15 protein-coding genes are annotated in these 23841 nt (G+C 71.0%); 10 read left to right on the plus strand and 5 right to left on the minus strand.

Annotated features, from left to right (window positions below):
• Window positions 1-3: 3 nt before the first annotated feature.
• Together ACZ67T_RS26835 and ACZ67T_RS26840 are read right to left on the minus strand one after the other, a co-directional pair.
• The gene (locus ACZ67T_RS26835; RefSeq protein ID WP_469987528.1) at window positions 4-1548 is read right to left on the minus strand and encodes an alpha/beta hydrolase; all 1545 of its coding nucleotides are present in this window, start codon (window positions 1546-1548) and stop codon (window positions 4-6) included.
• 235 nt (window positions 1549-1783) lie between these two features.
• Window positions 1784-4699, minus strand: coding sequence for a lysylphosphatidylglycerol synthase domain-containing protein (locus tag ACZ67T_RS26840; protein ID WP_469987529.1), 2916 nt, complete (start codon window positions 4697-4699; stop codon window positions 1784-1786).
• 162 nt (window positions 4700-4861) lie between these two features.
• Here ACZ67T_RS26840 and ACZ67T_RS26845 point away from each other — a divergent pair, with 162 nt between their 5' ends.
• The 5 genes from ACZ67T_RS26845 (at window position 4862) to nudC (ending at window position 15085) form a co-directional block, all read left to right on the plus strand.
• Window positions 4862-5236, plus strand: coding sequence for an MGMT family protein (locus ACZ67T_RS26845; RefSeq protein WP_469987530.1), 375 nt, complete (start codon window positions 4862-4864; stop codon window positions 5234-5236).
• A 276-nt stretch (window positions 5237-5512) separates the two neighbouring features.
• Window positions 5513-8848 (plus strand): ATP-dependent helicase, encoded by a 3336-nt coding sequence (locus ACZ67T_RS26850; protein ID WP_469987531.1) that lies wholly within the window; start codon window positions 5513-5515, stop codon window positions 8846-8848.
• 58 nt (window positions 8849-8906) lie between these two features.
• Window positions 8907-12626 carry an ATP-dependent DNA helicase gene (locus ACZ67T_RS26855; protein WP_469987532.1) on the plus strand — a complete coding sequence of 1240 codons (3720 nt, stop codon included), beginning with the start codon at window positions 8907-8909 and terminating at the stop codon, window positions 12624-12626.
• Window positions 12627-12636: 10 nt separating this feature from the next.
• Window positions 12637-14049, plus strand: a complete 1413-nt coding sequence (locus ACZ67T_RS26860) for a dipeptidase (RefSeq protein WP_469987533.1) — start codon at window positions 12637-12639, stop codon at window positions 14047-14049.
• Between the two features lie 85 nt (window positions 14050-14134).
• Window positions 14135-15085, plus strand: a complete 951-nt coding sequence (nudC, locus tag ACZ67T_RS26865; protein WP_469987534.1) for an NAD(+) diphosphatase — start codon at window positions 14135-14137, stop codon at window positions 15083-15085.
• A 468-nt stretch (window positions 15086-15553) separates the two neighbouring features.
• Here the strand turns inward: nudC and ACZ67T_RS26870 are convergent, their stop codons facing one another.
• Window positions 15554-15817, minus strand: a complete 264-nt coding sequence (locus ACZ67T_RS26870) for a mycoredoxin (RefSeq protein ID WP_469987535.1) — start codon at window positions 15815-15817, stop codon at window positions 15554-15556.
• A 267-nt stretch (window positions 15818-16084) separates the two neighbouring features.
• Here ACZ67T_RS26870 and ACZ67T_RS26875 point away from each other — a divergent pair, with 267 nt between their 5' ends.
• The 4 genes from ACZ67T_RS26875 (at window position 16085) to ACZ67T_RS26890 (ending at window position 19652) form a co-directional block, all read left to right on the plus strand.
• On the plus strand, window positions 16085-18304 hold the full coding sequence (locus tag ACZ67T_RS26875; protein WP_469987536.1) for an ATP-dependent DNA helicase UvrD2: 2220 nt from the start codon (window positions 16085-16087) through the stop codon (window positions 18302-18304).
• 163 nt (window positions 18305-18467) lie between these two features.
• Window positions 18468-18791 carry a hypothetical protein gene (locus ACZ67T_RS26880; RefSeq protein WP_227297114.1) on the plus strand — a complete coding sequence of 108 codons (324 nt, stop codon included), beginning with the start codon at window positions 18468-18470 and terminating at the stop codon, window positions 18789-18791.
• 172 nt (window positions 18792-18963) lie between these two features.
• Window positions 18964-19332: a WhiB family transcriptional regulator gene (locus tag ACZ67T_RS26885; RefSeq protein WP_469987537.1), complete on the plus strand. Its 369-nt coding sequence runs from the start codon at window positions 18964-18966 to the stop codon at window positions 19330-19332.
• Window positions 19329-19652, plus strand: coding sequence for a hypothetical protein (locus ACZ67T_RS26890; protein ID WP_326774205.1), 324 nt, complete (start codon window positions 19329-19331; stop codon window positions 19650-19652). The genes ACZ67T_RS26885 and ACZ67T_RS26890 overlap by 4 nt, the downstream gene beginning before the upstream one ends.
• A gap of 370 nt (window positions 19653-20022) precedes the next feature.
• Here ACZ67T_RS26890 and ACZ67T_RS26895 read toward each other — a convergent pair whose 3' ends face one another.
• Together ACZ67T_RS26895 and ACZ67T_RS26900 are read right to left on the minus strand one after the other, a co-directional pair.
• Window positions 20023-21525, minus strand: coding sequence for an ABC1 kinase family protein (locus tag ACZ67T_RS26895; protein WP_469987538.1), 1503 nt, complete (start codon window positions 21523-21525; stop codon window positions 20023-20025).
• A 41-nt stretch (window positions 21526-21566) separates the two neighbouring features.
• Complete coding sequence (locus ACZ67T_RS26900) at window positions 21567-22760, minus strand: ThiF family adenylyltransferase (RefSeq protein WP_469987539.1); 1194 nt, start codon at window positions 22758-22760, stop codon at window positions 21567-21569.
• Window positions 22761-23086: 326 nt separating this feature from the next.
• On the opposite strand from ACZ67T_RS26900, the gene ACZ67T_RS26905 reads away from it, so the two are divergent.
• The gene (locus tag ACZ67T_RS26905; RefSeq protein ID WP_469987540.1) at window positions 23087-23683 is read left to right on the plus strand and encodes a M48 metallopeptidase family protein; all 597 of its coding nucleotides are present in this window, start codon (window positions 23087-23089) and stop codon (window positions 23681-23683) included.
• Window positions 23684-23841 lie beyond the last annotated feature (158 nt).

A 23841-nucleotide genomic window follows, 5' to 3' on the forward strand; every position in this document is an offset into this window, starting at 1 on the left:
CGGCTACTTGCAGACCGTGCCCGCCTTCGGCACCGTCCCGTTCAGCAGATAACCGTCCACGGCACCCCGCACACACTTGTTCCCGCTGTCGTACGCGCCGTGCCCCTGGCCTTCGTACGTGACCTGCACCCCGACACCATCACCGAGCGCGTCGACCATCTTCTTCGCGCCTTCGTACGGGGTGGCGGGGTCGCCCGTGTTGCCGACGACGACGATCGGCGCCGAGCCGGCCGCGCTCACGTCGGGGTGGTTCGCGGCGCCGGGGACCGCCCAGTCCGTGCAGCTGAGCATGCTCCACGCGAGGAAGTCGCCGAACAAGGGCGAGGCGGCCCGGAACTGGGGGAGCTTCGACCGGACGTAGGCCGGCGTGTAACGGGGCTTGTCGTCGGCGCAGTTGATGGCGACATTGGCGGCCTGGAGGTTGCTGTACGTGCCGTCCTCGTTGCGGCCGTTCATGGAGTCCGAAAGCAGCATGAGGATCTTGCCGTCGCCGTCGTAGGCCTGGACGAGGCCTTCGGTGAGGTACTCCCAGAAGTCCTTGGAGTACAGCGACTGCGCGATGCCGTTCGTCGCGGCGGTCTGTGTCAGTTTGCGCGGATAGACCCCCGGGATCGGCTTGGAGTCGAGGTCCCTGAGCAGCTTCGCGATCTTGGCCTTGACCTCCGCGGGGGTGTCGCCGACCGGGCAGTCCTCGACCTTGGAGGTGCAGTCCTTCGCGTAGTTGTCGAGAGCGAGCTGGAAGCCCTTGGCCTGGCCGAGTGAGCTCTCCTCGGCGTTCTGGGTGGGGTCGACGACACCGTCGAAGACGGCGCGACCCACGTTCTCCGGGAACAAGTGGGCGTACACGCCGCCCAGTTCGGTGCCGTAGGAGATCCCGAAGTAGTGCATCTTGTCGTCGCCGAGCACCTGTCGCATCAGGTCCATGTCGCGGGCGGCGTCGGTCGTGGCGACGTGCGGGATGACCTGCCCGGAGTTCGTCTCGCAGGCGTTGTTGAACTGGGTGACGTTGCTGACGAGCGTCTTCGCCTGGGCGGTGTTGCCGGGGATGGCGTCCTGCTGGAAGTACTTGTCGAGCTGTGCGTCGTTCTCGCACTTCACGCCGTCGCTGCGGCCGACGCCGCGCGGGTCGAAACTCACCAGGTCGTAGCGGGTGCGCAGCTTCGTGTACTCGCTGCCGAACGCGGGCAGCGTGGTGACCCCGGAGCCGCCGGGGCCGCCGAAGTTGAAGATGAGTGATCCGATGCGCTTGTCTCTGGCGCCGGAGGATTTGGCGCGGATGAGCGCGATGCCGATCGTGTCGCCCTCGGGCTTGTCCCAGTCGAGGGGCGCCTTCATGGTGGCGCACTGCCAGGCGGCGCCGCCTGGCAGCGGGGAGGGCGCGGGGCCGCCGCCCTCCGACTCCGAGGGCGCGGAGCAGTCCTTCCAGCTGAGGGACTGGGACCTCAGGTCCACGTCATTCGTTTCGCTGCCGCACGCCGCGAGGGCGGAGGCCAAGAGGACGGCGCTGGCGGCCAGGGCAGCGGCACGCGGCCGGGACGGATTGGGCATGAACCCATCCTGCGGCGACAGCCCACAGGGCGCTCGGGGCGTGGGCCGTGCGGGTGAGCGACGACGACGGACACGGGGGCGGGGGCTCCACGGTGCCCGCTCGGGAAAGGTGCCTGTACGGGGGCCCGCTCGGGAAAGGTGCCTCTACGGGGACCCGCCCAGGAAACGTGCCCCTACGGTGGCCCCTCCCCGTAAACACGCCCCTACAGGGAGCCGCCCCTGCAGGGAGCCGTCCCTACAGGGAGCCCTTCCGGGAGAGGTGGTTGAAGAAGAGCCAGCCCGGCAGGACCGGCAGCCACAGCGTCATGAGCCGGTAGAGCAGCACGGCCGGGGCCGCGACCTCCTTGGGCAGGCCGACCGCGATGAGTCCGACCGTCAGGGTCGCCTCGACGGCGCCCACACCGCCCGGTGTCGGCGCGGCGGAGCCGAGCGCGTTGCCGGCGAGGAACACGACCGCGACGCTGGCCAGGCTGAGCGTCGTCGTCTCGTCCCCGAAGGCGCGGATCGACGCGTCCAGACACATCACGAAGCAGGCCGTCAGCAGGAGCATGCCGCCGATGCCGGTGACCAGCTTCTGCGGCCGCTGGAGCACGTCCAGCATGCGCGGTACGACGCCGGCGAACAGGGACCGTACGCGCGTGACGACGAACTTCCGCAGGAAGGGGATCGACGTCACCACGAGCACGAGGACCGCGACGGTCAGCAGACCCGCGATGACCGTCCGGGACGGCGACAGGGACGGGGTCTTCTCGGTACCGGTCAGATAGCCGAAGGTCAGCAGCATCATGATGTGGGCGCCCAGACCGAAGAGCTGGGAGGCGCCGACACTGGCCACCGCGAGCCCGGGGCGCACCCCCGAGCGCTGCAGGAAGCGGGTGTTGAGCGCCACACCGCCTACGGCGGCCGGTGCCACGATCTTCACGAACGAGCCGGCGACCTGGGCGGCGACCGTCCGCAGGAACGGCACCCGCTCCGGCACGAAGCCGAGCAGGCTCATCGCGGCGGCGAAGTAGCTCAGTGCCGAGAACAGGACGGCGGCGGCGACCCAGCCCCACTGGGCCTGGTCGAACAGCGTGCCGAACTCGATGTGGGTGAGCTGCGACAGCAGGAAGTACGCGCCGATGGCGCCCGCGATGAAGCTCACGAGGGTGCGCGGTCTGACGCGCTCCAGGCGGGCCGGTTCGACGGGTGCCTGAGGCCGGATGCGGAGCACCTGGTGGCGGATCTGGGTGAGGAGATCCTCCTCGCGCGCTTCGTCCAGAGCCTCGTCCATGGCCTTCTTTTCGGCCTGCCGCTCGGCTTTCTCGGTCTGCCGTTCCGCCTTCGCGGAGGTCTTGGCCGACGGGGGTGCCGCGTGCTCGGCTGCCGTCTCGGTGGACATTGATTTCTCGGCCGCCGAGGCCTCGGCAAGGGAGGCCGCAGCCTCGGAGGCCTCGTCCAGGCGGGCCTGCTTCGCCCTGCGCGAAGCCTCGAGCACGGCCTCGCGCTCGCGTTCGGAACGCTCCCTGCCGAGCCTGCGCAGCGTCGAGCGAGTAGTACGGCTCAGGGCGATGGGCTGGAGCAGCGGCAGACAGTCGGCGATCGCGTCGGGGCCGAGCACGCCCACGGCGGACGCCACGGCCCGCTCGGCGCCCACGCGCAGGCCCAGCGTGGCCAGGAGCTGTGCGATGTCCATGCGCAGGATCAGGTCGCCGGACGCGATCTCGCCGCCGCGCAGATCCGTGAGGATCACCGTGCCGGAACGATCCACCAGAATCGCGTCGCCGGTGAGCCGCCGATGGGCGATACGCCGCGACTGGAGCGCCTGCACCTGGTGCCAGGTGTCGCGCAGCAGCTCGTCGTCGATCTCCTCGTCCGGCACCGAGTCCAGCGAACGGCCGCCCGTGTGCTCGTACACGAGCATCACCGCGTCGGGGCCGAGCTCGGACGTCGCGATCAGCTTCGGGGCGTTGGCCCCGGCCGCGATCGCCGCGTACGCCAGAAGTGCCTCCTGCTCCAGCGCCTGGCGCAGGGACTGGAGACTGCGTCCCGTGGTGATGCCCCGCAGCGTCAGCTGGCGCCACACGCGGTAGAAGAAGCCCTGGGCCTGCTGCTCGCGGTCGACGATGGTGACGTCGAGCGGGGGGCCGTCCTCCAGGGTGACGAAGTAGCGCCGCCCTCTGTCGCCGTTCTCCGTGGTGCTCTCGTGGGCCTCTTCGCGGGCCGCGCTGACGGGGTGGAAGCCGACGTGTCGCAGGCCCGCCAGGAGCGTCTGACCGGTGGGACGCACGTTCGGCGAACCGACCGCGTAGAGCGTGCCGTAGGCGACCGTCCAGCCGATCAGGACCGTCAGGACGATCGAGAACGGTGTCGTGTACCCGGTGACCAGCATCGCGAACGCGTCGAGCAGCAGCACCACCCACAGCACCACGCGCCAGCGGGGTCTGCGGGACATCCCCACAGCCGTCATATAGGCGATGACGGGCGCGAGATAGCCGTGCACCGGATCTGTCAGTGCGTGGATGTCGCCCGGCGACGGGCGGGTGAGCGCGTCCTGGATCGACGACGGGGCGCCCTGGGCGACCCACAGGTCCGTCGCCAGCGTCACTCCGTGCGCGAGGACGGCCGCGAGTACACCGTCGGCGATCCGCAGGCCGTCGCGTTTGATCAGCCGCTCGATCGCGAAGGCGACCGGTACGAGAAGGATCGCGATGCTCGACGCGAGCCCCGCGAACTTGATCATGAGGTCGGGAGCGGCGCCCGTGCCCTTGCTGATGTCCTGCTGAAGACCCGACGTCGTGCCATGGGCGAACGCCGCGATCGACAGCAGAACGGCGATCGCGAGCACGCCCACCAGGAGCCGCATCAGGTCGGAGGGGCGGTGCACGCGCGCGGGGAGGAGGGGTTCGTCGCCGTCGACCCGCTCGGAGTGCGCGTCGGCGTCGATGCACTCCGGGTCGACCAGAGGGACCTCGGTCCGCTCGGGCCCGGTCTCCGCGGCCTTCGCGGGCACGTCCGCCTGCGGCGCCGGGGGCCGGTGGCCACGGCGCTCGGTCACGGGAGAGTGGTCGGCCTCTTCGCCGTCCGGGCGCGCCGAAGCCCCAGAGGTGCCCTCCGCCTTATCGGGATGCACGCCCTGCTGCTCCGTCGTTTCTTCTTGATCTCGTATCACCGGTCACCGCCCGCACGATGGTGGCACGTCCCACTGACACAGGGGGGCATCAGGGTGCAATGCGGGGGAGCAAAGTATCCCGCAACCGCGGATTCGTGCTTCTTCATACGCCTCTCCACGCCCCGTGACCGGGCCGTCACAGTGTCGGTGGGGTGCGGCAGGATGGGTCGGATGAGCGAGGAGAGCGGTGCGGCGGGAGAGCTGCCGGAGTACGCGGAGCGGGTGCTCGAGGTCGCGGAGCTGATCCCACCCGGGCGCGTCATGACCTACGGGGACGTCGCCGAATGGCTCGGTGAGGGCGGCCCGCGCCAGGTCGGCCGCGTGATGGCCCTCTACGGAGGAGCCGTTCCGTGGTGGCGCGTGGTGCGCTCCGACGGCGTGCTGCTGCCCGGCCACGAACTGGACGCCATGGCGCACTACCGCACGGAGAGCACCCCCCTGCGCGAAGCCTCCCGTACGTCCGAGGGGCACGTCCCGCGCCTCGACATGAGGCGCGCGCGATGGGACGGCGAAGAACGCGCGGAATCTCACACCTGACCGCTTCCGCCAGCGCGCCCCCGTTCGAACGGCCTGTGGCCCGTACGGGGGAAACGGGGCGAGAGGGGCACTTCGCCCCCACCGCGTACGTTCGTGAATCGCGGCACACCAGTGCCGCACGGGACCCGGGAGACCCGGCGGAAGCCCGACTTCCGCCACACTCGACGGCGTAGCGTCGACGGCGCACACCTCCCTCACCCCGCAGCCACCGCCCCGCTCGGACGGCCGGCTGCCTCCCAGTTCCCCCCAGCACAACCACCAGGACCAGCGATCCACGTGAGCTCCTCTTCCTCCACCCGGAACCTGTCGCACCGCCAGGTACGACAGGGGATCCCCGGCGCGTACCGACTGGTGCGCACCCCGCCGGCCCAGGTGGACCCCCCTCGTCTGGACGCACGCCAGCGCGCGGTGGTTGACCACCCGCACGGCCCGCTGCTCGTCCTCGCGGGACCGGGCACGGGCAAGACGACCACGCTCGTCGAGGCCGTCGCCGCACGCATCGCCAAGGGCACCGACCCCGAGCGGATCCTGGTCCTCACCTTCAGCCGCAAGGCAGCCGTCGAACTGCGCGACCGCATGGCCCTGCGCATCGGCGCCGCCCACGCACCACAGGCCACCACGTTCCACTCGTTCTGCTACGCCCTCGTCCGCGCCCACCAGGACGCAGGCCTGTTCGAGGAACCATTGCGGCTGCTGTCGGGACCCGAACAGGACGTCGCCGTACGCGAACTGCTCGCCGGCCAGATCGACCTCGAGCGGGCCGGCCTCGCCCACGTCCGCTGGCCCGACGAACTGCGGGCCTGCCTGACCACCCGCGGCTTCGCCGACGAGGTCCGCGCCGTCCTCGCCCGCAGCCGCGAACTGGGCCTCGGACCGGCCGCACTCGACGCCTTCGCCCGCCGCATAGGCCGCCCCGACTGGAAAGCAGCCGCCACCTTCCTCGCCGAATACCTCGACATCCTCGACCTGCACGGCGTCCTCGACTACGCCGAACTCGTCCACCGCGCGGTCCTCCTCGCCCACCGCGCCCCCGTCGCCGACGAACTCGCCACCCGCTACGACGCCGTGTTCGTCGACGAGTACCAGGACACCGACCCGGCCCAGGTCCGGCTGCTGCACGCCCTCGCCGGCCGCGGCCGCACCCTGCTCGCCTTCGGAGACCCCGACCAGTCGATCTACACGTTCCGCGGCGCCGACGTGAACGGCATCCTCGAATTCCCCGACCAGTTCCCCCGCGCCGACAAAAGCCCCGCCCCGGTAGAGGTCCTCACGACGTCCCGCCGCTCCGGAGCACACCTCCTGGACGCCACCCGCCGCATCACCCGGCGCATGCCCCTGACCCGCCTGCCCGCCGACAAGGTCCGCGCCCACCGCGAGCTGACCCCCGCGCGGGACGGCGGCCGCGTCGAGGTCTACACGTACCCGACCTCCGGCACCGAACTCGACAACATCGCGGACATCCTGCGCCGCGGCCACCTCGAGGACGGCATCCCCTGGAGCGACATGGCCGTCCTCGTCCGCGCCGGCGCCCGCTCCATCCCCGCGATCCGCCGCACCCTCACCGCAGCGGGCGTCCCCCTCGACATCGACGGCGACGACCTGCCGCTGCGCCACGAACCGGCCGTCACGCCCCTGCTGACAGCGCTCAGGGCCGTCGCCCTCGGCGTCGCGCAGGACAACCCCGAACCCGACGGCGACCAGGACCAGGAACCGCCCGTCTGGCTCGACACCGAGACCGCCCTCACCCTCCTCGCCTCACCCCTTGCGGGCATGGACGCCGCCGACCTGCGCCGCCTCGGCCGCGCCCTGCGCGAGGAGGAACGCGCCGCCGGGAACCACCTACCGCCGCCCTCCGACGAACTCCTCGCCCGCGCCCTCGCCCAGCCCGAACGCCTCGCCGCCCACGACCCCGCCCACGCCCGCGGCGCCCAGCGCCTCGGCGCCCTGCTGCGCGCGGCCCGCGACACCCTCACCTCCGGAGGCACCGCCGAGGAAGCCCTCTGGCAGCTGTGGAACGGCACCTCGTGGCCCCAGCGCCTGGAACGCGCCGCCCGCCGCGGCGGCGCCGCGGGACGCAACGCGGACCGCGACCTCGACGCCGTATGCGCCCTCTTCGCGACCGCGTCCCGCGCCGAGGAACGCACCGGAGGCCGCGGCGCCCTCAACTTCCTCGAAGAGGTCGAGGCCCAGGACATCGCCGCCGACACCCTCGCGGGACGCGCCGTACGCCCCGACGCCGTACGCCTCATGACCGCCCACCGCTCCAAGGGCCTCGAATGGCGCCTCGTCGTCGTCGCCGGCGTACAGGAAGGCCTCTGGCCCGACCTGCGCCGCCGCGGCTCCCTCCTCGAAGCCGACCGCATCGGACGCGACGGCCTCGCCGAACCCCTCACCCCCGGAGCGCTCCTCTCCGAAGAACGCCGCCTGTTCTACGTAGCCACCACGCGCGCGCGTGAACGCCTCGTCGTCACCGCCGTCAAGGCACCCGCCGACGACGGCGACCAGCCGTCCCGCTTCCTCACCGAACTCGGCGCCGACCCCCAGGACGTCACCGGCCGCCCCCGCCGCCCCCTGTCCGTCGCCGCGCTCGTCGCCGAACTGCGCGCCACCACCGTCGACCCCCGCGCCTCAGCCACGCTGCGCGACGCCGCCGCCCGCCGCCTCGCCCGCCTCGCCGCCCTCACCGACGACGACGGCCGCCCCCTCGTCCCCTCCGCGCACCCCTACCGCTGGTGGGGCATGGACGACCCCACCGAGAGCAGGATCCCCCTGCGCGACCGCGACCAGCCCGTCGTGCTCTCCGGAAGCGCCCTCGACCAGCTCGCGAACACCTGCTCCCTGCAGTGGTTCCTCGGCCGCGAGGTCAAGGCCGACGCCCCCGCCACCGCCGCCCAGGGCTTCGGCAACGTCGTCCACGTCCTCGCCGACGAGGTCGCCTCCGGACGCACCCCCGCCGACCTCGCCGTCCTCATGGAACGCCTCGACTCCGTCTGGGACGCCCTCGCCTTCGACGCCCCATGGAAGTCCGCCCAGGAGAAGGAGCACGCGCGCGTGGCGCTCGAACGCTTCCTCCGCTGGCACGTCGACTCCAGCACCGTGCGCACCCCCGTAGCCAGCGAACACGCCTTCGACGTCACCCTCGAAGCGGGCCCCTACGACGTACGCATCCGCGGTTCCATGGACCGCGTCGAACGCGACACCGAAGGCCGCGCCTACGTAGTCGATTTCAAGACCGGCAAGCAGGCGCCCTCAGCCGCCGACGTCGCCCGCCACCCCCAGCTCGCCGTCTACCAGCTCGCCGTCCGCGAGGGCGCCGTCGACGGGCCCTTCGACGGCGAACGCCCCGAACCCGGCGGCGCCGAACTCGTCCAGCTGCGCCAGGGCGCCGCCAAGAAGGACGGCGGTGACGCCCTCCCCAAGGTGCAGTCCCAGCAACCCCTGGGGAAGGTCGCCGACGGAGACGAGGGGGAGTGGGTCGGCGACCTCCTCGCGACCGCCGCCGGCAAGGTCCTCGACGAACGCTTCACCCCCACCACCGGACAGCACTGCACCCACTGCGCCTTCCGCGCCTCGTGCAGCGCCCGCCCCGAGGGCAGACACGTCGTCGAGTGACGTGCGCCTCCGCCGGAACGGGCCGGCGCTGTCAGTGGGGCCGGTTAGCCTCGATGAGGTGACCACACGCCTCACCGATCCCGAGCAGCTCAAGGAGCTCCTCGGGATCCCGTTCACCCCGGAGCAGACGGCCTGCATCACCGCGCCGCCCGCCCCGCAGGTGATCGTGGCCGGAGCCGGATCCGGCAAGACGACGGTCATGGCCGCCCGCGTCGTGTGGCTCGTCGGCACCGGCCAGGTCGCCCCGGAGCAGGTCCTCGGCCTCACCTTCACCAACAAGGCCGCCGGCGAACTCGCGGAGCGCGTCCGCAAGGCACTGATCAAGGCAGGCGTCACCGACCCCGACGCCGTCGACCCGGACAACCCCCCGGGCGAGCCCGTGATCTCCACGTACCACGCCTTCGCCGGCCGCCTCCTCACCGACCACGGCCTGCGCATCGGCCTCGAACCCACCGCGCGCCTCCTCGCCGACGCCACCCGCTTCCAGCTCGCCGCCCGCGTCCTGCGCGAGGCCCCCGGCCCCTACCCGGCCCTCACCCGCTCCTTCGCCGACCTCGTCAGCGACCTCCTCACCCTCGACGGCGAGCTCGCCGAACACCTCGTCCACCCCGACGAACTCCGCGCTTACGACACCCGCCTGCTGCACGCACTCGAAGACCGCAAACTCACCAACGCCGACCTGCGCAAGGTCCCCGAGGCCGCTGCCGCCCGCCTCGACCTCACCGGCCTCGTCACCCGGTACCGCGAAGCCAAGCGCGCCCGCGACCTCCTCGACTTCGGCGACCAGATCGCCCTCTCCGCCACCCTCGCCCGCACCCGCCCCGAGGTCGGCGCCATCCTCCGGGACGAGTTCCGCGTCGTCCTCCTCGACGAGTACCAGGACACCTCGGTCGCTCAGCGGATCCTCCTGGCCGGCCTCTTCGGAGCGGGGACCGGCCACCCCGTGACCGCCGTCGGCGACCCCTGCCAGGCGATCTACGGCTGGCGCGGCGCCTCCGTCGCCAACCTCGACGACTTCCCCGAACACTTCGCCCACGCCGACGGCCGCCCCGCCACCCGCCTCTCCCTCAGCGAGAACCGCCGCAGCGGCGGCCGCCTCCTCGACCTCGCCAACGGCCTCGCCCAGCCCCTGCGCGCACTCCACGCCGGCGTGGAAGCCCTGCGCCCGGCCCCCGGCGCCGAACGCGACGGCATCGTCCGCTGCGCCCTCCTGCGCACCCACGCCGAGGAGATCGACTGGCTCGGCGACTCCCTCGCCCACCTCGTGCGCACCGGCACCGCCCCCGGCGAGATCGCCGTCCTGTGCCGCACCGCGACCGACTTCGCCGCCATCCAGGGCGCCCTCGTCGCACGCGACATCCCCGTAGAGGTCGTCGGCCTCTCCGGCCTCCTCCACCTCCCCGAGGTCGCCGACCTCGTCGCCGTCTGCGAAGTCCTCCAGGACCCCGGCGCCAACGCCTCACTGGTCCGCCTCCTGACCGGCCCCCGCTGGCGCATCGGCCCCCGGGACCTCGCCCTCCTCGGCCGCCGCGCCCGCCTCCTCGTCGCCCACGCGCGCGGAGGCCCCGACGACGACCTCGACCGCCGTCTCGCCGAAGCCGTCGAGGGGGTCGACCCCTCCGAAGTGATATCGCTCGCCGACGCCCTCGACACATTCCTCGAAACGCCCCTCGACGAACCGGCCGACGACAAGCTGCCCTTCTCGCCGCAGGCCCGCGTCCGCTTCGCACGCCTCGCCACCGAGCTGCGCGACCTGCGCCGCTCACTCGCCGACCCGCTGATGGACGTACTCCACCGCGTCCTCGCCGTCACCGGCCTCGAAGTCGAACTGGCCGCCTCACCGCACGCCCTGGCCGCCCGCCGCCGCGAGACCCTGTCCAACTTCCTCGACATCGCCGCCTCGTTCGCCGCGAACGACAGCTCCGCGACCCTCCTCGCCTTCCTCGGCTTCCTGCGCACCGCCGCCCAGTACGAAAAGGGCCTCGACAACGCGCTGCCCGGCGGCGAGAACACCGTGAAGGTGCTCACCGCCCACAAGTCCAAGGGCCTGGAATGGGACGTCGTCGCCGTCCCCGGCCTCGTCACCGGGACGTTCCCCAGCGCCCAGGGCCGCGAGAAATGGACCGCCCAGAGCAAGGTCCTTCCGCACGAACTGCGCGGAGACGCCGCCACACTGCCCGACATCGAAGCGTGGGACTCCAAGGGCATGAAGGCCTTCCACGAAGAGATGAAGGAACACCAGCGCATCGAGGAACTCCGCCTCGGCTACGTCACCTACACCCGCCCCCGCAGCCTCCTCCTCGGCTCCGGCCACTGGTGGGGCCCCGCCCAGAAGCGCTCCCGCGGCCCCTCCGACTTCCTCCAGGCGCTGTACGACCACTGCGCCGCCGGACACGGGGAGATCGAGGCCTGGGCCGACGAACCGGCACAGGACGAGGAGAACCCCGCGCTCCAGGAGGCATCTGCCGAACACGCGTGGCCGCTCCCGCTCGACGACGAGGCCATGGCGCGCCGCCGCGCGGCCGCGGCCACGGTCCTCGCCCACCTCGAAACCCCGGCCGACGACCGCACCCACGAGACGGCCCACCCGGCCACTTACACCGACCCGGACTGGCCGGCCCCGCCGGACGAAGGGGCGCTCTACGAAGACGAGCCCTTTCACGAAGACGAGCCTCTTGATGAAGAGGGCGATTTCTTCAGCTCGCCGGAGGACGGACCCGGACCGGACTGGGACGAGTGGGACGACTGGGACGCGTTGCCGCACGAACGCCCCACGCTCCCGCACCCGACCGGCACGCCCGCGCAGCCCGCGGCGGACGCCCCGCACAACGACGCGCACCCCCACCTGGACGACGCCCGCCCCACGCCCGGTGCTCCGTCCGCGCCCGTGCACGACGCCCCGCACGCGCCCGCCGACGCGCACCCCCGGGGTGCCATCCCGCACCCCACCCCGCCCCGGGACGCCGACCCCCGCCCCCACCCCGACCCGGCGCCCACAAAGACCGCGCCCCCGGAGCGCCACCCGCTCACCCCGGAGGAGACCCGCACACTCGCCTCCTGGGACCGCGACCTCGACGCCCTCACCGGCGAACTCCTGCGCTCCCGCCAGGCCGTCCGCGACGTCCCCCTCCCCACCACCCTCACCGCCTCCCAGCTCCTGCGCCTCGCCGCCGACCCCGACGGCTTCGCCCAGGACCTGGCCCGCCCCATGCCCCGCCCGCCCCAGCCCGCCGCCCGCCGCGGCACCCGCTTCCACGCCTGGGTCGAATCCCGCTTCGAAGAGCTCCGCCTGCCCATGCACGACCCCGAAGAGCTCCCCGGCAGCGAAGCCGACATCGCCGACGAACGCGACCTCGAAGCCCTCAAGGAAGCCTTCGACCGCACGCCCTACGCCCACCGCACCCCCCACCGCGTCGAAACGCCCTTCCAGCTCGCCATCGCCGGCCGCGTCATCCGCGGCCGCATCGACGCCGTCTACAAAGAAGACGAAGGCGACGACACCACGTACGAGATCGTCGACTGGAAGACCACCCGAGGCCGCACCGCCGACCCCCTCCAGCTCGCCGTCTACCGACTCGCCTGGGCCGAGCAGCACGGCCTCGCGCCCGAGGCCGTCAAGGCGACCTTCGTCTACGTACGCGACGGCGAAACCGTCACCCCCCGCGACCTCCCCGGACGCACCGAACTGGAACGTCTCCTCCTCGAAGACCCGACCCCCGGCCCCGGCGACCGGAGGGCACCGGAACCACCGCACGAGCACGCCCCGGCGGACGGATAGGCTCGGGAGCATGAGCAAGCCCGTTGACAACGCCGTCAGCACCGTCCGTGCGTACATCGAGACCCACCACGACGCGTTCCTCCAGGACCTCGCCGAATGGCTCCGAATCCCGTCCGTGTCGGCCCAGCCCGACCACGCACCCGACGTACGCCGCAGCGCCGACTGGCTCGCCGCCAAACTCCGGGAGACCGGCTTCCCGACCACCGAGGTCTGGGAAACACCCGGAGCCCCCGCCGTCTTCGCCGACTGGCCCTCCGACGACCCGAACGCCCCCACCGTCCTCGTCTACGGGCACCATGACGTCCAGCCCGCGGCCCGCGAGGACGGCTGGAACACCGACCCCTTCGAACCCGTCGTCATCGGAAAGCGTCTCCACGCGCGCGGAGCGGCCGACGACAAGGGACAGGTGTTCTTCCACACACTCGGCGTCCGCGCCCACCTCGCCGCCACCGGCTGCACCACCCCCGCCGTCCACCTCAAGCTCCTCGTGGAAGGCGAAGAGGAATCCGGCTCCCCCCACTTCCGCGCCCTCGTCGAGCAGCACAGGGACCGCCTCACCGCCGACGCCGTGATCGTCTCCGACACCGGCATGTGGTCCGAGGACACCCCCACCGTCTGCACCGGAATGCGCGGCCTCGCCGACTGCGAGATCGAACTCCACGGCCCCGACCAGGACATCCACTCCGGATCCTTCGGCGGCGCCGTACCCAACCCCGCCACCGCCGCCGCCCGCCTCGTCGCGGCCCTCCACGACGACCACGCACGTGTGGCCGTCCCCGGCTTCTACGACGGCATCACCCCCCTCACCGACCGCGAACGGGAACTCTTCGCCGAGCTCCCCTTCGACGAAGCCCAATGGCTGCGCACCGCCAAGTCGCACGCCACCCACGGCGAGGCCGGCCACACCACCCTCGAACGGATCTGGGCCCGCCCCACCGCCGAGGTCAACGGCATCGGCGGCGGCTACCAAGGCCCCGGCGGCAAAACCATCGTCCCCTCCTCAGCCACGCTGAAGCTGTCCTTCCGCCTCGTCGCCGGACAGGACCCCGACCACGTCGAAAAGGCCGTCACCGACTGGGTCGCCCAACAGCTCCCCGCCGGAATCCGCCACACCATCACCTTCGGCGCCGCCACCCGCCCCTGCCTCACCCCCCTCGACCACCCCGCCCTCCAGTCCGTCGTCCGCGCCATGAACCTCGCCTTCGACCAGAAGATCCGCTTCACGCGCGAAGGAGGCTCCGGCCCCGCCGCCGACCTCCAGGACGTCCTCGACGCACCCGTCCTCTTCCTCGGCATCTCCGTCCCCTCCGACGGCTGGCACGCACCCAACGAGAAAGTCGAACTCGACCTCCTCAAAAAGGGCGTCGAAACCGCCGCCCACCTGTGGGGCGACCTCGCGGAGAACTGGCGCGATGCACACTGAGCCACCCCACCGGCCGCACCACGCACCCGCTCAGCCGAACCGTCCCACCGAAACACCCATTCCACCGGGGGAGTTGGAAGCACCCGTGACCACCTGGACCGACCGCACAGCCGACCGTCCGCTCTCGCTCTCCGCGCCCAGCGGCATCGACCGCGCCGCACACCACCGCCTCGACGAGGCCTGGCTCGCCGCAGCCTGGAGCCACCCCACCACCCGCGTCTTCGTGGTCTCCGGTGGACAGGTACTGATCGACGAGACGCCGGACGGCGCCACCGAACTGGTCATGACCCCGTCCTTCGAAGCGCCCCTCACCGAAGCCCACCGCTACTTCCTGGGCACCGACGACGACGGCATCAGCTACTTCGCCCTCCAGAAGGACACCCTCCCCGGCCGCATCGACCAGTCCGCGCGCCCCGCCGGCCTGCGCGAAGCCGGACTCCTCCTGTCCCCCCGGGACGCCGGCCTCATGGTGCACGCCGTCGCCCTCGAGAACTGGCAGCGCCTGCACCGCTTCTGCTCCCGCTGCGGCGAACGCACCGTCATCGCCGCCGCGGGCCACATCCGCCGCTGCCAGGCCTGCGGGGCCGAGCACTACCCCCGCACCGACCCCGCAGTGATCATGCTCGTCACGGACGACGAGGACCGCGCACTCCTCGGCCGCCAGGTCCACTGGCCCGAGGGCCGCTTCTCCACCCTCGCCGGCTTCGTCGAGCCCGGAGAGTCCATCGAGCAGTCCGTACGCCGTGAGGTCTTCGAAGAAGCCGGAGTCGTCGTCGGACCCGACGTCGAGTACGTCGCCAGCCAGCCCTGGCCGTTCCCCTCCAGCCTCATGCTCGGCTTCATGGCCCGCGCCACCTCGTCCGAGATCAACGTCGACGGCGAAGAGATCCACGAGGCCCGCTGGTTCTCCCGCGAAGACCTGCGCGCCGCGTTCGAGTCCGGAGAGGTCATGCCCCCCTACGGGATCTCGATCGCGGCCCGCCTCATCGAACTCTGGTACGGCAAGCCCCTCCCCAAGCCCGGCGACGCCGTATGAGCCCAGCTCGAATGAGATCTGACCTGATCTGATCCGGCCTGCCCCGGGGCTCAACCGGGCAGGCCGCATCAGGCCGCCACCCAGGCCGCCACCCAGGCCGGATCAGACAGGGCATCCGCTCGGATGGGCCGCATGACCGTTCACGACGTAGCTCGCGGCCTTCCCGACATCCCGACACTGCGGGACCTGTGCCGCTCGATCGCGACGCTGGAAGCGGTACTGAACCCGGACGACGAGCGGTACTCCTCGTACAGCCGCACCTGGTCGGACACGGACCAGATCGCTTCGACGAGGAACGGCTCCGGATCTCCCGTGCGCCACTGTTCATCGTCGGTCTCGCGCCATAGGCGACCAAGATCGGCTACCCCCTGGAGGCGGACGCTGACCCGGGACAGGCCAAAGGGAATGCGACCACGACATGCAGAAGGCCCCCGCCGAAGCAGGGGCCAGTCTGTACGGACGGAGCGATCAGGCGGCGCCGCCCAGCGCCTGCTTGACCTGGGCCAGGCTCGGGTTCGTCATGATGACCTCGGCCCCACCATTGGCGGGAAGGACCTGAACGGTCGGAACCGTCTGGTTTCCGCCGTTCGCCTTCTCGACGAACGCCGCAGAATCCGGGTCCTGCTCGATGTTGACCTCGTTGTACTCGATGCCCTCGCGGTCCATCTGGCCCTTCAGCCGACGGCAGTAGCCGCACCACGTCGTGCTGTACATCGTCACAGTCCCCGGCATGTTCCTCATGCTCCTTCACGGCTCGGAATGCTTGTTCGCAGTGACTCGAACGTACGTGACCCGGCCACCATTCCCGCACCCGCCCGAGCACCCCACCATCGCCCGTGCCCGAACCCCCACCACCGCCCCCGCCCGAGCACCCGCCACCGCCCCGGCGTGACGCTCACCACACCCGCGGACGTGACACGCGCCGCATTAATACGACTGCACCCGCCCCCTGTGGACAACGCGACGCACCCGCCCCCACCGACCTGGCAGCATGGCGGGGTGACAGCAGCAACGCACTCCACCCTCTTCCCGCAGGTTCCGGACACGGCCGACGCGGTGCTCGACGGGCTCGACCCCGAACAGCGCGCCGTCGCCACCGCCCTGCACGGACCGGTGTGCGTCCTCGCCGGCGCGGGCACAGGCAAGACCCGCGCCATCACCCACCGCATCGCCTACGGCGTCCGCTCAGGCATCCTCCAGCCCAACAGCATCCTCGCCGTCACCTTCACCAACCGCGCAGCAGGCGAAATGCGCGGCCGACTCCGCCATCTCGGCGCCGGCGGAGTCCAGGCCCGCACCTTCCACGCCGCAGCCCTGCGCCAGCTCCAGTTCTTCTGGCCCAAAGCAGTCGGCGGCGAACTCCCCCGCATCGTCGACCGCAAGATCCAGCTCGTCGCCGACGCGGCCGCCGCCTGCCGCATCCGCCTCGAGCGCGGCGAGCTCCGCGACGTCACGGCCGAAATCGAATGGTCCAAAGTCACCCAGACCGTCCCCGCCGACTACGCCGCAGCAGCCGCCAAAACCGGACGCCTCACGCCCCGCGACAACGCAGAGACCGCCCAGATCTACGCCACCTACGAAACGCTCAAGCGCGACCGCACCCTCATCGACTTCGAGGACGTCCTCCTGCTCACCGTCGGCATCCTCCAGGACCGCCACGACATCGCAGAACAGGTCCGCTCCCAGTACCAGCACTTCGTGGTCGACGAATACCAGGACGTCAGCCCCCTCCAGCAGCGACTCCTCGACCTCTGGCTCGGCGACCGCGACAACCTCTGCGTCGTCGGCGACGCCAGCCAGACCATCTACTCCTTCACCGGCGCCACCCCCGACCACCTGCTCAACTTCCGCACCCGCCACCCCGGCGCCACCGTCGTCAAACTCGTGCGCGACTACCGGTCCACCCCCCAGGTCGTCCACCTCGCCAACACCCTCCTCTCCCACGCCAAGGGCCGTGCCGCCGAACACCGCCTGGAACTCATCTCCCAACGGGACCGAGGACCAGAACCCGCCTACACCGACTACGCCGACGAACCCACCGAGGCCGAAGGCACCGCCCGCCGCATCCGCACCCTCATCGACAGCGGCGTCTCCGCCGGCGAAATCGCCATCCTGTTCCGCACCAACGGACAGTCCGAGACCTACGAGCAAGCCCTCGCCGACGCCGGCATCCCCTACCAGCTACGCGGCGCAGAACGCTTCTTCGAGCGCGCGGAAGTACGCAAAGCAGGCCACGCCCTCCGCAGCGCCGCCCGCTTCGGAAACAACGACTCCCTCCTCGACGACGCCGTCGACCTGCCCTCCCAGGTCCGAGCCGTCCTCTCCGGCGAAGGCTGGACCAGCCAACCCCCCGAGGGCTCCGGAGCCGTGCGCGAACGCTGGGAATCGCTCGCCGCCCTCGTACGCCTCGCCGAAGACTTCGCGCGCGCCAAAGCCACCGCCACCCTCACCGACCTCGTCGCCGAACTCGACGAGCGCGCCGCCGCCCAACACGCACCCACCGTCGAAGGCATCACCCTCGCCTCCCTGCACGCCGCCAAGGGCCTCGAATGGGACGCCGTCTTCCTCGTCGGCCTCGCCGAAGGCATGATGCCGATCACCTACGCCAAGACCGACGAACAAATCGAGGAAGAACGCCGCCTCCTCTACGTCGGCGTCACCCGGGCCCGCCACCACCTCAGCTTGTCCTGGGCCCTCTCCCGCTCACCCGGCGGCCGCCCCAACCGACGCCCCAGCCGCTTCCTCGACGGCATCCGGCCAGGCACCTCAGGAGCCGCGGCCCGCACCACCGGCACCGGACAAGGCGGCATCGAACACGGCACACCCTCAACGCCCCGCACCACCACCGGACCCGTCCGACGCCGCACCGCCCGAACCGTCGCCCGCTGCCACGTCTGCGGCCGCACCCTCACCGACGCCGGCGAGATGAAGCTCATGCGCTGCGAGGACTGCCCCTCCGACATGGACGAGGGCCTCTACGAGCGACTCCGCGACTGGCGCGCCGACCAGGCACAACAGCTCGGACAGCCCGCCTTCTGCGTCTTCACCGACAAGACCCTCATCGCCATCGCCGAAGCCATGCCCGAAGACGCGGCCCAACTCGCCCGCATCCCCGGCGTCGGCATGCGCAAGCTCAACCGGTTCGGCACCGACGTGCTCACCATCTGCGCAGGTGGGGACCCGGATGCGGGCGTTGGAGGAGTCGACGAGGACGACTGATGCAAACTCGTCGAAAAAATAGTTTGCGCATGCCCCAGCAATCCCCATAGGTTCTTAAGCACGGGAACAGCGCCTCTTCTCCGAGGCCCTGGTTCCGTGCTGTACTAAAGCCGTCGGACCGGTTCACCCCGGTCCCAGAGACGCCGAGAGGAGGCGAATTCCAGTGATCAGCATCAACGCCAGCTTCATCAGCACCGCCAAAATGACCGATCGCTCGGTCGTCGCTTCCTGCCTGCTCGGTTTCTCGAACCTGGGCACCGGTGCGTCCGGCATTCCCGCCGCCCGTCCGGAGTCCTTCCTGTCTCTCGCCGACCTTCCCGTCCGCGAGGGCAATGAGCGACCGACCAAGGCACCGGAAGCAGTAGCAACGGCACAGGCCCAGGCCTATGCCTTTGCGGCGGCCGGTGCCGGATCCCGGAAGCAGACGACGCACCACCACACGATGTGGGCCTTCCGTGGGCTCGAACCCTGGAGTGATCCAGCCTGATCCTCGATCAGGCCGGCGCCTTCAGGGCCGCGGAACCCCACCCGGGATCCGCGGCCCTTCTGTTTTGCCCGCACGGGACAACAGAACGAAGGGGCCTCGGGAACAAGAAAAGACCCGGTACCACCGCCACCCGGCCCACAGGCCGGAACGACCAGACGAGGAAGACATCACCGTGCAACTCGAAGCGCACGCCCCGTCAGTACCGCCTTCAGACACTCTCCCCCCGCCCGGTCTCACGGAGGACCCCGCCTTGAACCCCCTGACTACGCTCACCGCGCTCGACGACGCCATCGAGAACCTCGGCGTACCCGTCCCCTGCCGTGCCTACGACCCCGAGGTCTTCTTCGCGGAGTCGCCGGCGGATGTCGAGTACGCCAAGTCCCTCTGCCGCACCTGCCCGCTCGTCGAGGCGTGCCTCGCCGGCGCCAAGGAGCGGCGTGAGCCCTGGGGCGTCTGGGGTGGCGAACTGTTCGTCCAGGGCGTCGTCGTAGCCCGGAAGCGGCCGCGTGGCCGCCCGCGCAAGAACCCGGTCGCGGCATGAACGCACGAGGAACGATCGACCGCCCCCTGACGCACGACCCCCAGAAGCAGGCCCCGATGAAGCCGTCCACCAGCGAGCCCACCGGCTCTGCGACCCCAGACTTCACCACCACCGACGCGAACGACTCGCGCCAGAACAGGACCCGAGAGATGCAACTCATCCCAGAAGCACTGGCTCGTGCGCATATGCACGAGCGGCTGCGCTCCGCCGAGGCCGAACGCCGCGCACTGCGCCTGGCAACGGCCCGCCGGATGCAGCGCCGCGCCGAGCGCGCATCACTGCGCGCCCGCCGCGCGCTCGCCATGGCGGTCATGCAGTGACCCACCCCGCGGGGGCCGATCCACAACGGATCGGCCCCCGCGGTGCGTTGCCCCTCAGCCTCGGAAGACGGAGCTATCGTCACCACGTGACGTCTCTTCCCGACGGCGACTCAGCGCAGCGACCCGAGCCCGAACCCGGCACCGTCGTGTGCGCCCTCTGCGGCACGACCGCCCAGGACGCCCCGCCGACCTGGACCTACTCAGTGGAGAACGGGACCGGCCGGCATTACTGCGACCGCTGCGCCCGGGAAAACCTGAGGGCTATTGAGGGGCGGCTGGATTCGGAGTGGTGGTGAGCTTCGGCAGAACATTCCTTGGGGGGCTTCCCTCCCCTCCCCCCTCCCCTCCCCGCCCCGCCCCCAGTTTTTGATCACGCCTCAGCAGCCGAGACGTCCTCGCTCGTCCCCGCGCTCGCCGCTGCTTCCGCAGCTATGTCTTCGACCGCGCCGACGGCTGATCCCTCGACCGCGCCGACGGCCGGGCCCTCGACGGTGACGCCGGCCGATCCAAGGACCGCTCCGCCCGCCGCGTAGTCAACCGGCTCCTCGTCGCCCGTCAGGAATCCTGGTAGCCACCTCTCAAGTTCGTCCCGTAGCCGTACCGTCGCGCCGAGTTGGCACAGGACTCCGATGGTGCTGAGGGTCACGCGATGTATCAGGAGGTAGGAGGGCGGCAGGTTCAGTTGCTTGCCGAGCTGGTGGGCGGGGGAGCGCAGATCGGCGATGCGTGCGGCCTGGCTGCGCATCCAGCCGCGCGTGAAGGTGAACTCGTCGACCAGGGCCGGCTCGATGATCGGCAACAGGTACTCGAGCACCGCATCGGGTTCGAGGTCGATGGTCTCCTTGACGAAGCCCTCCGTGCGCAGCAGTTCGTAGACCGCTTCCGCGTTGCCCGCCAGGGTCATGCGCAGTGAGGTGCCGATGGTTTCGGGGAGGCCGCCGGGGAGCCGGTCCACGGTGCCGAAGTCGAGGACTCCGAGTCGCCAGTCGTTCTTCTCGTCGGGCAGCAGCCTGAAGTTTCCAGGGTGCGGATCGGCGTGGAGGAGGCTGGTGCGGGCCGGGCCCGAGAACAGGAAGCGGGCGAGAAGCTGTCCTGCCCGGTTCCGTTGTTCGTCGGTGCCGTCGATGATCACCTCGGAGAGCGGTGTTCCGTCTATCCATTCGGTGATGAGGACCTGGTCGCACTGGTGCACCACGTCGGGTACGTGCACATCGGGATCGTCGGCGAACTCTTCGGCACAAGCCCGCTGGGCCTGTGCCTCCAGCCCGTAGTCGAGTTCCTCGGACACCCGGTCGCGCAGTTCCGTGATGAGCGGCTTGATGTCCATGCCGGGGATCAGGGGGCCGAGGAGGCGGGCGAAGCGGCCGAGTTGGTTCAGGTCGGAGAGCAGGGCCTCGCCGGCTCCCGGGTACTGAACCTTGACGGCGACCTCGCGGCCGTCGTGCCAGATGGCGCGGTGGACCTGCCCTATCGATGCGGCTGCCGCGGGCTTGTCCGCGAACTCCAGGAAGTTCTCCCGCCATTCGTCGCCGAGCCGTTCCGCGAGGACGGCGTGGACCGTGCTGGTGGGCATGGGGGGCGCCGCTTCCTGGAGTTTGGTCAGCGCGGCGCGGTACGGGCCTGCGACCTCCTCGGGGAGGGCGGATTCGAAGACGGACATGGCCTGTCCGAACTTCATGGCCCCGCCTTTGAGCTCACCGAGAACCTTGAAGAGCTGGTCCGCCGTGCGCTGTTGCAGTTCTCGCCCGACGATCTCGGCCGACTTCCCGCCGATGCGTTTGCCGAGGCCCCAGGTCGCGCGCCCGGCGAAGCCGAGTGGCAGCGCGGCCAGTTTGGCGGTACGAGTTACCGCCTTCCGGGGAAGATCAGACATGCGCCCCTCCAAGTCCCAGCCTGCCGTGCCGCCAGTGGCGGTTACCCGGCCATTGTGTCGTGCTGCTCTCCGCCCTCGGAGGTCTGCTCCCCCTTACTTCGCTCACCTGCTCCGCATGAGCAGTCCGGATGTGCCCATACCGGGCGGGCGTGCCAGTCGAGTCCGGGAGCCGATGCCTCCCAGCGGGCGCCGGTACTGGACGGGAGTTCGCCGTCGAGGAAGGCCAGCGCGTGCGCTGCCGTGAGTCCGGCGACGGCCGTGGCGAGAGCCAGGTCACATGCGGGTACCTGGAGTTGACGTCCGGAACGCCATTGGGCGAGTAGCCGGGGCCAGGTGGGGTCGCGGTCCGTACGGTCCAGCGACAGGCAGCCGGCGCAGGCGGTGCCGCCGGGCAGTACCAGGGGGCCGACGACTCCGGTGGCCTCGACCACTCCGGCGTAGAGGTGGGGCGTGCCCGAGGCGATGAGTTCTTCGGCGGCGAGGGGGTCGGGGGTGTGGGCGGACAGGCCGTCGCGTGGGGCGATGATCACGAGGGAGAGGGCCGGTTCCCCGGTCGAGGGCGGGGCTTGGATCTCGGACGGGGTTCGCGGCTGGGATTGGGATCGAGGTGGGCCGGAGCGGCGGTCGGGGCGGGGTGGGCGGTCGGGTGCCGCCTTGCGTACGGCTCGATACGCGGCCGTGTCTCGGCGTTCTCCGACGGATTCGACGGGGAGTCCGCCCGGGGCCACGTCCCACGGTTCGACACAGCCTCCGTCGCGCACGTCGACGTGGCCGACGCCCGCGGCGGACAGGACGGACGCGATGACCGTGCCGACGCGGCCGGTTCCCCGGACCTGGACGCGCATGCTGCGGCGGGCCGCCAACTTCCGTGCGCCTGCGGCTGGTTCAGGAGAGAGGACCGTGAGGGCTGCCAGGTCGGGGCGGAGTCGGTCGAGGACTCCTCGGCGCCTGCGGAGCGCGTCGAAGGCCGGGCCGCCGCCGGTGGCGTCGTCGAGCAGTCCGGCCCTCGTCAGCCGGTGGAGCAGGGCGTCGACATGACCGTCGGGCAGTCCCATCCGGCGGCCTTCGTCGCGCAGCAGGGCCACGCCGCGGGTTCCGTCGAGGAGGGTGAGGAAGGTGCCGGTCGCGGTGTCGACCGGGCCGAGTACGACGGCGTGGGCGGCTGCCACGCCGAACTGGACGGTATTGAGGTCGCGCCAGCCGCGTCGCAGTGCCGGTTTCAGGATCGGATGCATGGCTGTCGGTGGTGAAGTGCCCATCTGTTCCCCCGTGATGTGCCTGTGTTCTCGCTCTGGTGATCAAGTTGACGGTCAAGCTGGCGGTCAAGTTGCGATCAAGTCGATGACGTTGGCGAAGTCGGTGGTGTCGGTGACGTGATCGCAGTCCGAATTCGGGTGGCTCGTCGGTCGATTGCCAGGATGCAGGGCGGGGGGAATCCGTGCGAAAAGTTATCCACAGGGGGTGGGTGTTAGTCGTATAAATTGCGCGGGAGGCGTGCGGGGCCGCACCGAAGAGTCCCGGAGGCGGGACTTCCCCCATGTGCAGCGGGTAACGTCGGGGCGTGCCCGCCGACCCACTGCACCGTGCCACGAACACGCAGCGCAGCACGACCAGCCCGCCGCCGAGCGGCCCGAGGGCGAGCGCGGTAGAGGTCCGCAGAAGCGCCCGGCGGCGTCGAACGGTCTCCGCGTATCGCGAGGGTGACCGGACCGTCGTCCTCATTCCGGCCCGTATGTCGGAGGCCGAGGAGAAGCGCTGGGTCAACGTCATGCTCGACAAGCTGGCCGCGCAGGAGAGCAAACGGGTCCTGGGGGACGCGGAGCTCGCCGAGCGGGCGGAGCGGCTGTCCGAGCAGTGCTTCGATGGCCGGGCCTGCCCCACGTCCGTGCGCTGGGTGACGAATCAGAACACGCGCTGGGGGTCGTGCACGCCGTCCGAGGGCAGCATCCGGCTGTCGCACCGGCTGCAGGGGATGCCGGAGTACGTCGTCGACTACGTGCTCGTACACGAGTTGGCGCATCTGCTGGTGCCGGGGCACGGGCCGAGGTTCTGGCGTCTCCTTGAGGCGTATCCGCGCACGGAGCGGGCGCGGGGCTATCTCGAGGGCATTGTCGCGGCCGACCGGCTGCCGCACCTGCCGGCCGCTCGCGAGGAGTGAGCACCAGGAGTGCCGCCCACGGGTGGCCTCTCATGAGTGACTGCCTGGGAGCAACCGCCTTGGAGTGACTGACCTGGCAGTCACCGTTATATGACCTTCCGGCGTTCAGGTCCGGCTGTCCGTCGGCCCGTCCCTGATTCCGCCCGCCGCGTGCCCGT

The organism is Streptomyces sp. NPDC107517 (genome assembly GCF_055582645.1).